This is a genomic window from Amycolatopsis rhizosphaerae (genome assembly GCF_007713715.1).
Classification (GTDB): Bacteria; Actinomycetota; Actinomycetes; order Mycobacteriales; family Pseudonocardiaceae; genus Amycolatopsis_E; species Amycolatopsis_E rhizosphaerae.
The window spans coordinates 1-6,586 of record NZ_VJWX01000401.1 but is presented as its reverse complement, the minus strand read 5'-3'; the positions used below and the strand labels follow the sequence as shown (position 1 = coordinate 6,586).

The following is a 6,586-nucleotide window of genomic DNA, read 5'->3' as shown; positions in this document are numbered from 1 at the left end:
CCAGGTACGGCGAACCGGAACTCCAGCAGGCGATGGAGGAACTGGACTGCTTCGAAGTCTTCCGGGACGTCCGCTGCCCGATGCTGCTCGCGGTCGCCACGAAACCGATGCCCGGTCAGCTCCTGTTCGACGGCTACCAGGCGGGGCTGGCGCGGGACCTGCCGACGTTGCCGCCCAACATCACCGTGGAGCGGTTCGACGACTCCCACGCCGTGCTGGCCACCAACCCGCACCTGGTCGCGGCCCTGGTGCGCGATTTTCTGCAAGCGCGGTGAGGACGCCCGCCGGCGCGGAGGGAAGCACGCCGACGATGCCCAGCCTGCTGACCCGCCACCGCATGGTCACCGTCCCCGCCCATGGCCTGCTGACCTTGCGCGACGCCGACATCGACGCCCCAGACGCCCCCGTGGACAACACCGCCGCGCTGGCCGAGGCCACCAGGTCTGTGGCCGCGGGCACTGGTGACGAGCTGTACGTCAGTACCGCCCAAGACCTCCTGCCCGTCGTCGTCGACGTCTACACCGCGGCGGTCTTTCACGAGGGACGGGAGCAGGCCGCCGCCCAGCGTGAACGACTGCTGACCGAGGCGCCTGGTGACATGGGAGCGGCGGCACGCATTCACGCCGGTCTTGAGCGATACACGATCCAGGTCTGGCGGACCGCGGACCTGTCCGACGACGACACGGACGACTGAGCGACCTGCCTTACCGGCGTTGGGCGGCGGCGGTGATCTGTTCCCGGAGGATGTCGCCATGACCGGCATGGCGGGCGAAATCCTCGATCAGGAGCAGGTAGACGAACCGCAGGCTGACCTCGCCTGCACGGGGGTGCATCGCGGTGTCGTCGAGTTCGAAGCCGGCGGCGATCACGCGGGAACGTGCGCTGGCGCGCTCGAATTCGGTGATCACGTCGGCCAGCGTTTCGCCGTCGGTGACGACGAAACTGCCGTCGCCACCGGTGGCGTGGCCGTCGCAGGCGGATTCGTCCAGGCCGAGCAGGGTGCGTTGGAACCAGATGCGCTCGGCGGTGGCGGCGTGTTTGAGCAGCCCGATCGGTGTGGTGAGTGAGGTGACCAGGCGCCGCCGCGCATCGGTCTCGGACAGGCCGCGCGCGGTGTCGATGAGCGCTTGCCGGTTGCGGTCGAGCATGTGCTCCAACAGGAGGCGTTCGGGTCCAGCGGTCACTTGGGGCCATACGAACATTGGTCGTTCAGCTTTCTGGATTGACGGAACAGCGCTGCCGTGAGGGGACCCCTCACGGGAAAGAACGCGCGTCTTGTGGGCCGAAGGCGCCACCGAGATAGCGATCGCGCGCGGTTTCTACCACCGCCAGGGTGCCGAGGCGCGCAGGGTGACGCCTTCGGCGAAGGTCTGCAGTACGCGTGTGCGATGTTCGGCCAGCTTCTGCAGGCCCTGACGCAGTTCGGCCGGCCGCGGGTTGACGAGGCCGGTGACGGTCAGGATAGCCTGGCCCGCGCGCAGCAGCCAAACCTCGTAGAACTCCACGTCGAGCCGCGCTTCCATCAGGCCGATGTTCGCGACGCCCTCGACGGCCAGTGCGTCCGGACCTTCGACGAATCTCGACAGCCCTTTGAGCTGTGCCGGTCCCGCGCTTTGCCACACCTGCTGGATGCCTGCCGTGATCGCCTGCCGGCCGCGCACCACACCGGCTGCGGACGCCTGGACCGCGTCCGGAGCGTACAGATGCTGCAGCGCCGCCGCGTCGCGTGCGTTCGTGGTCGCCCACACCCGGCGATAGAAGGCTTGGCCGGGCGCGCCGGACTCGGGAGGCAAGGCGGCGGGTGGCCGGGGCGAAATCGCCCCGTGGAAGTGGAAGCGAGCGCGACCGTCCGCGAGCACGAACACGTCGTAGCACGTCATCTGCAGAAAACCGGTCTGCTGCGCCGATTCTGCCACGAACGCCTCGCCGAGATCGACGAAACTCTCCACGGCCGTCGTCTGCACGGCACCGGCGGAGCCGAACAGTTCCGCGTAGCCCGAGGCGATCGCCTGCGCGCCGGTCAGCACTTGACTGGTCGCCACCGAGAGCTGAACCGCGTCGGGGTGGTACAGCTCTCGCAGGGCTGTCGTGTCTCGTGCGGCCATCGCGGCACACCAGCGGTGGTGGAACGCCTGCGCCGGGCTGAGGTGCATGGTTCGTCCTGCCTTTCCGTCGTCAGGTGGCTCGGCGGGGAGAGCCCGCGGTCGTGCTCCGCGCCGGGCGGCCCGGGTTCGGCCGTGCGCTGGTGTCCGGTCAGGAGTGTTGCTCGACCGCGGCGCGGATTTTGAGCGTAAGCGGGCCGATGTTGGCGGCGGTCTGGTTGTAGACGATTTTCTGGGCGTGGGGATCCTGGATGAGGAAGACCTCGCCGAAGGTCGTCGGGCTCAGCCAGTAGCAACTGGTGGCCTCGACGGCGAGCATCCCGGTCTGGGTGAGCGTCTCCTTGCAGATGGCGGCGCCGCCGTGCGGGCCGGGGTCGATGTCGTCCCAGCTGACGGTGACCCGGGCGGTGCCGTTGTCCTGGGTGTGGGGCGGCTGCCAGAGCTTGGCGTGCAGGGAGGACGGATCGAAGCCGCTGCCGTTGATTCCGGCGAAGACGGAGTAGAGCAGGTTGGTGCGGTCTTGGTAGACGGCGGAGACCTGAGCGCCGGTGATACCCAGTTGCCCGGCGTCGGAGGTGATCTGCTGGGTGATCGCCTGCTGCTGCGACGGGGTCGGCTGGTAGCGCGGGTATCCCTCGATCTCAGAGGGGGTCGAGAGCACCCACTGTGCCGGGGCCCCGGCCGGGGAGACCGGCGACGCCGAAGCTCCCGGGAGGTTTCCCGATGCTCCGGGGGAGCCGGGGGAAACAGCGGTCGCGGCCGAACCGGTCTTCGGCGGCACCTGGTCCGTGTTCCCCGCGCCGCCGCACCCGGCCGAGAACAGGAGACAGACAGACGCGAGGAGCGCGGCACGAACGGCGGGAATGGCGGATCCGCGCGGAAAAGAGCGGGTGGGAAAGCGTCGCACCCAGGAATCATGGCCCGGCCGGGCGGGCAGTGGCAAGATCGGTTCGCCCGGCTTGCCGCCGGAAAATGCCGCGGTTCCTCGATCTGTTCGCGGCATTGGCAATATCCCGTTGAAGACTGTCACTCCTGCCACTGGGAGACGACGTGGCAGCTCACTACGTTGGGACGTAACCGGCACAGGCCACCACTTCCCGCGCCCGAAGGACCCCCTGCATGCACGCCCAGATCGTCTTGTTCGACGGCTTCGATCCGCTCGATGTCATCGCGCCCTACGAGGTGCTCTACGCCGGTGGCACTGCCTCCGCGGGCGCCGTGAGCGTGGAACTGGTCTCCGCCGAAGGCCCCCGCGAGGTGGTCGGCGGAACCGGCGGGCTGGCGCTGCGCGCCACCGCCGCCCTCGACCCGGGGCGTGCCGGCCTGATCCTGGTCCCCGGCGCCTCGGGCCGCGTCGGAGAACCCGGTGAGGTTCCGGACCACGACGCGGGGGCAGGGGAGTGGCAGCAGGACGAATTCATCCCCGTGCTGCTGGGCCGCGCCCTGGCCACCGAGTTGCCCGCGCTGTTGAAGGCCGCGCTGGACAATCCCGAGGTGACGGTCGGCACGGTGTGCGGCGGCTCGCTCGTGCTGGCCATGGCCGGGCTGCTGGAGGGACGCCACGCCACCACCCACCACTTGGGCCTGGACATGCTCGACGCCACCGGCGTCCACGCGGTGAGCGCCCGCGTCGTCGACGACGGCGACCTCGTCACCGGCGCCGGCGTCACCTCCGGACTCGACCTCGGCCTGTATCTGCTGGAGCGCGAAGTGGGCCCCCGGATCGCTCACGCCGTCGAAGAGCTGTTCGCCCACGAGCGCCGTGGCACCGTCTGGCGTAACAAGGGCCCCGAGCCCGCCGGGTTCTGACCGAGGACCCTCTCCCCGCAACCGCCTATTCGCATCACACCCTGAGGAAGAACAGCAGCATGTCCGTCGAAGGCACCTGGGACCTGTCCATTTCCACCCCCATCGGCAGGATCAAGGCGGTGGCCGAGTTCCGGCGCGAGGACGGGGTTCTCATCGGAAGCGCCCACGGGGCGGGAGAGGAAGTACCGCTCAGCGATGTCGTCCTCGACGGCGACCGGCTCACGTGGAAGCAGGCCATCACCAAGCCGATGCGGCTGAACCTGGCTTTCGCCGTGGCGATCGACGGCGACACCTTGACGGGAACTTCCAAGGCCGGACGCCTTCCCGCCTCGAAGGTCACCGGCGAGCGCCGCATCGTCGGCTGACCACGGACGGGCCCGGCCAGCCGGTTCACCGGCACCGTGCGACTCAGCGCGATGCTGCCGCTTGCGTGATGAATACGATGATCCGCCTGCACCCGGAGCCGCCGCACCCCGTCGCGGTATCCACCGCTGCGGAGAGTTGGGATATCCGATGGAAACATGGGGTGATGACGACGAAAGGCGGGCGTGCGGGCTTGCCGATCGGAGTCGTGAACTGCTGCGGGCAACGAAAACAGTTTGTCTCCATGGCGGAATCGGTGCAAGGTGTCGCGGACAGAGCCCGACGCGGGCGCAACGGCCGCGAGTGTGCCGTACCATTGCGCACCGAACTCGTTCTTCCAGCGGTTGATGAGCGGATCACGGTCTACAGAGGACATATACGCGAGCGCTCCGCCGCCAAGAGGGCCCCGACCATCGACGAGGAACCAACGTGCACGGCGAGATAAGGCGAAGCAGGCTCATCAACATGGCCGTCGCCATCGTCATGATGGTCTTCGGCTCCGGCGTGTCGGCCGTGTACGACGTCGGGGGACTGCCTCCGCTCGTGGTGTCCTTGCCGCTGACCGCGGTGCTGCTCGAAGTGATCCGCCGCAGCGGGCTCCGGCCACGGATCACCTGGGACGACCACGGTACCGTGGAACCAGGTCTACTTCGTCCGGGAGCGCGGCAACCGGATCGAGATCGGGCTTGAGCGCAGCAGCATCGTGTGGGAATTCGACCACTTACGGATGTTGGCCAGGCTCTCCCGGCGCTACCGTTCGCGCGCCGGTGAGAACGAGAAACGGCTGGCCGCTGCGCTTGAGCGCAGCCGCACCAGTCATAACACCACAACCGAGGGTCGCGGAACACGTATCGATCAGTCTCTTCTGATCTTCACGTTGTTTCCGCTGGCAATCCCCCTCACACTTTTGCTCAAGGCCGCCGCCTTGGCCTGAGGCCGGTCATCGGCCGGTCTGGGAGGCCTTCGCGTGGGTTCCGAGGTCGTCGAGGGTGAGCTGGTGGCGGGGCGGCCGGTCGAGGATCATCCGGTGGGTGATGGTCAGGTCTGGGCCGACGTGCATCAGTTCGCCGGGGCGCAGGTTCCGCCAGCCGGGGTCCTCGTCCATCCGCTCGCTCGCGACGACGGCGGCGGGATGCCGGGCCAGTGCGCCGGAACGAGCGCGGATGCGTCCGGTGGGGCTGGCATGATCGAGGTGGCGGTCGCCGTGGGTGCCACCGGTGGCGCGCTGGAGCACGAACAGGTCGTGCGTTGCGGGGTAGCGCAGGGCCCAGAGTTCGGTGGGCGTGGTCAGCACGAGGTTGATGGCGTAGAGGGGCAGGTGTTCGGCGGCCCAGCGGGCGGCGGTGGTGATGCCTGCGGTGATGTCGCCGTCGTGCCGGTCGATGTGCCGCGTGATGAGTGCGAAGAACCGCTCCGAATCGGTGTCGCCGCACACCAGGTCCCGGTATTCGCCGAGTTCACTGTCCAATGTGGCCAGATCACCGATGACCCCGTTGTGTGCGAAGATCCGGCCGTGCTGGGCGAACGGGTGGGTGTTGCGCGGATCCGGTCCGCCGGTGGAGGCGTAGCGGACGTGCGCGACGAACGTGGCCGATTCTCGTTCCTTGGCCTCTTCGGCGAAGGTCCGGTCCTGGTAGGCGGCCAGTGGTTGTTTCTCCACCAGTGCGCTTCCGTCCGCGCGGAAGGTGCCGAGCCCGGTCCCGTCCGGTTCTCGGCGGCTTTGCCGCGCGAGACTGTCCGGCGCTTCCAGTAACCAGAAGGTGGCACTCACCCGCTCCGGACTCGCGGACAGACCGAACAACCGGCACATTGACGACCTCCCGGGTTCGAGGTGGACTCCACTGCGGCTGCCACACCGGACACCCGGAAGACATGAGCATGAGGGGTTTCATCCGCGAGTTCCCGACGGTCCACCTCGTGATCGGCGTGGCCGGTAACGTCATCTTCTTCGTCGGGAGCGTTCTGTTCCTGTGGTCGTGGGCCGAGCAGTCCGCGATCTGGCTGTTCATCGCCGGCTCGTTCGGCATGATGCTGGGCGCGATCGGCCAGGCGGTCTACATCCACGAACGCCACCGCCTGAACGGGGCGCCGGGGGAGTGGCGCGCCCGGGAGGCGGTGCGGCAATGAGGAAACCCGGGACTCAGCCGAGAACGGGGGACGGGAGGGGCAAATCCTGCCACAACCGCCCGGCATCACGACTCGCCGCCAGCACGGTGCCGTCAGGGCGGACGAGGACGGCCTTGGCACCGCCCCGGCTGAGCCACTCGTGCAGTTCGCCCCCGCGATCGACGGTCAGCACGGCGCAGCCGCGC

Annotated in this window: 11 protein-coding genes; 7 read left to right on the top strand and 4 right to left on the bottom strand. The window is 68.5% G+C overall.

Going from position 1 to position 6,586, the window contains the following annotated elements:
- Together FNH05_RS38360 and FNH05_RS28715 are read left to right on the top strand one after the other, a co-directional pair.
- Nucleotides 1–275, top strand: a 275-nt coding sequence (locus tag FNH05_RS38360) for an alpha/beta fold hydrolase (protein WP_425458501.1), incomplete at its 5' end; no start/stop codon positions are given.
- Nucleotides 276–310: 35 nt separating this feature from the next.
- On the top strand, nucleotides 311–694 hold the full coding sequence (locus tag FNH05_RS28715; RefSeq protein ID WP_144591977.1) for a hypothetical protein: 384 nt from the start codon (nucleotides 311–313) through the stop codon (nucleotides 692–694).
- A gap of 10 nt (nucleotides 695–704) precedes the next feature.
- Here the strand turns inward: FNH05_RS28715 and FNH05_RS28710 are convergent, their stop codons facing one another.
- The 3 genes from FNH05_RS28710 to FNH05_RS28700 form a co-directional block, all read right to left on the bottom strand.
- Nucleotides 705–1,202 (bottom strand): DinB family protein, encoded by a 498-nt coding sequence (locus FNH05_RS28710; RefSeq protein ID WP_144591976.1) that lies wholly within the window; start codon nucleotides 1,200–1,202, stop codon nucleotides 705–707.
- Nucleotides 1,203–1,319: 117 nt separating this feature from the next.
- Entirely contained in the window at nucleotides 1,320–2,153 is an 834-nt protein-coding gene (locus FNH05_RS28705) for a nuclear transport factor 2 family protein (protein WP_144591975.1), read from the bottom strand.
- A 100-nt stretch (nucleotides 2,154–2,253) separates the two neighbouring features.
- The gene (locus FNH05_RS28700) at nucleotides 2,254–2,883 is read right to left on the bottom strand and encodes a hypothetical protein (protein WP_144591974.1); all 630 of its coding nucleotides are present in this window, start codon (nucleotides 2,881–2,883) and stop codon (nucleotides 2,254–2,256) included.
- Between the two features lie 338 nt (nucleotides 2,884–3,221).
- On the opposite strand from FNH05_RS28700, the gene FNH05_RS28695 reads away from it, so the two are divergent.
- The 4 genes from FNH05_RS28695 (at nucleotide 3,222) to FNH05_RS28680 (ending at nucleotide 5,208) form a co-directional block, all read left to right on the top strand.
- Complete coding sequence (locus FNH05_RS28695) at nucleotides 3,222–3,911, top strand: DJ-1/PfpI family protein (protein ID WP_144591973.1); 690 nt, start codon at nucleotides 3,222–3,224, stop codon at nucleotides 3,909–3,911.
- Nucleotides 3,912–3,970: 59 nt separating this feature from the next.
- Entirely contained in the window at nucleotides 3,971–4,276 is a 306-nt protein-coding gene (locus FNH05_RS28690) for a hypothetical protein (RefSeq protein ID WP_144591972.1), read from the top strand.
- 427 nt (nucleotides 4,277–4,703) lie between these two features.
- On the top strand, nucleotides 4,704–4,964 hold the full coding sequence (locus FNH05_RS28685) for a hypothetical protein (RefSeq protein WP_144591971.1): 261 nt from the start codon (nucleotides 4,704–4,706) through the stop codon (nucleotides 4,962–4,964).
- Nucleotides 4,965–5,001: 37 nt separating this feature from the next.
- Entirely contained in the window at nucleotides 5,002–5,208 is a 207-nt protein-coding gene (locus tag FNH05_RS28680; RefSeq protein ID WP_144591970.1) for a hypothetical protein, read from the top strand.
- Nucleotides 5,209–5,214: 6 nt separating this feature from the next.
- Here FNH05_RS28680 and FNH05_RS28675 read toward each other — a convergent pair whose 3' ends face one another.
- Entirely contained in the window at nucleotides 5,215–6,084 is an 870-nt protein-coding gene (locus FNH05_RS28675; RefSeq protein WP_144591969.1) for a class II glutamine amidotransferase, read from the bottom strand.
- 62 nt (nucleotides 6,085–6,146) lie between these two features.
- On the opposite strand from FNH05_RS28675, the gene FNH05_RS28670 reads away from it, so the two are divergent.
- Nucleotides 6,147–6,401: a YrhK family protein gene (locus tag FNH05_RS28670; protein ID WP_144591968.1), complete on the top strand. Its 255-nt coding sequence runs from the start codon at nucleotides 6,147–6,149 to the stop codon at nucleotides 6,399–6,401.
- Nucleotides 6,402–6,586: the final 185 nt, after the last annotated feature.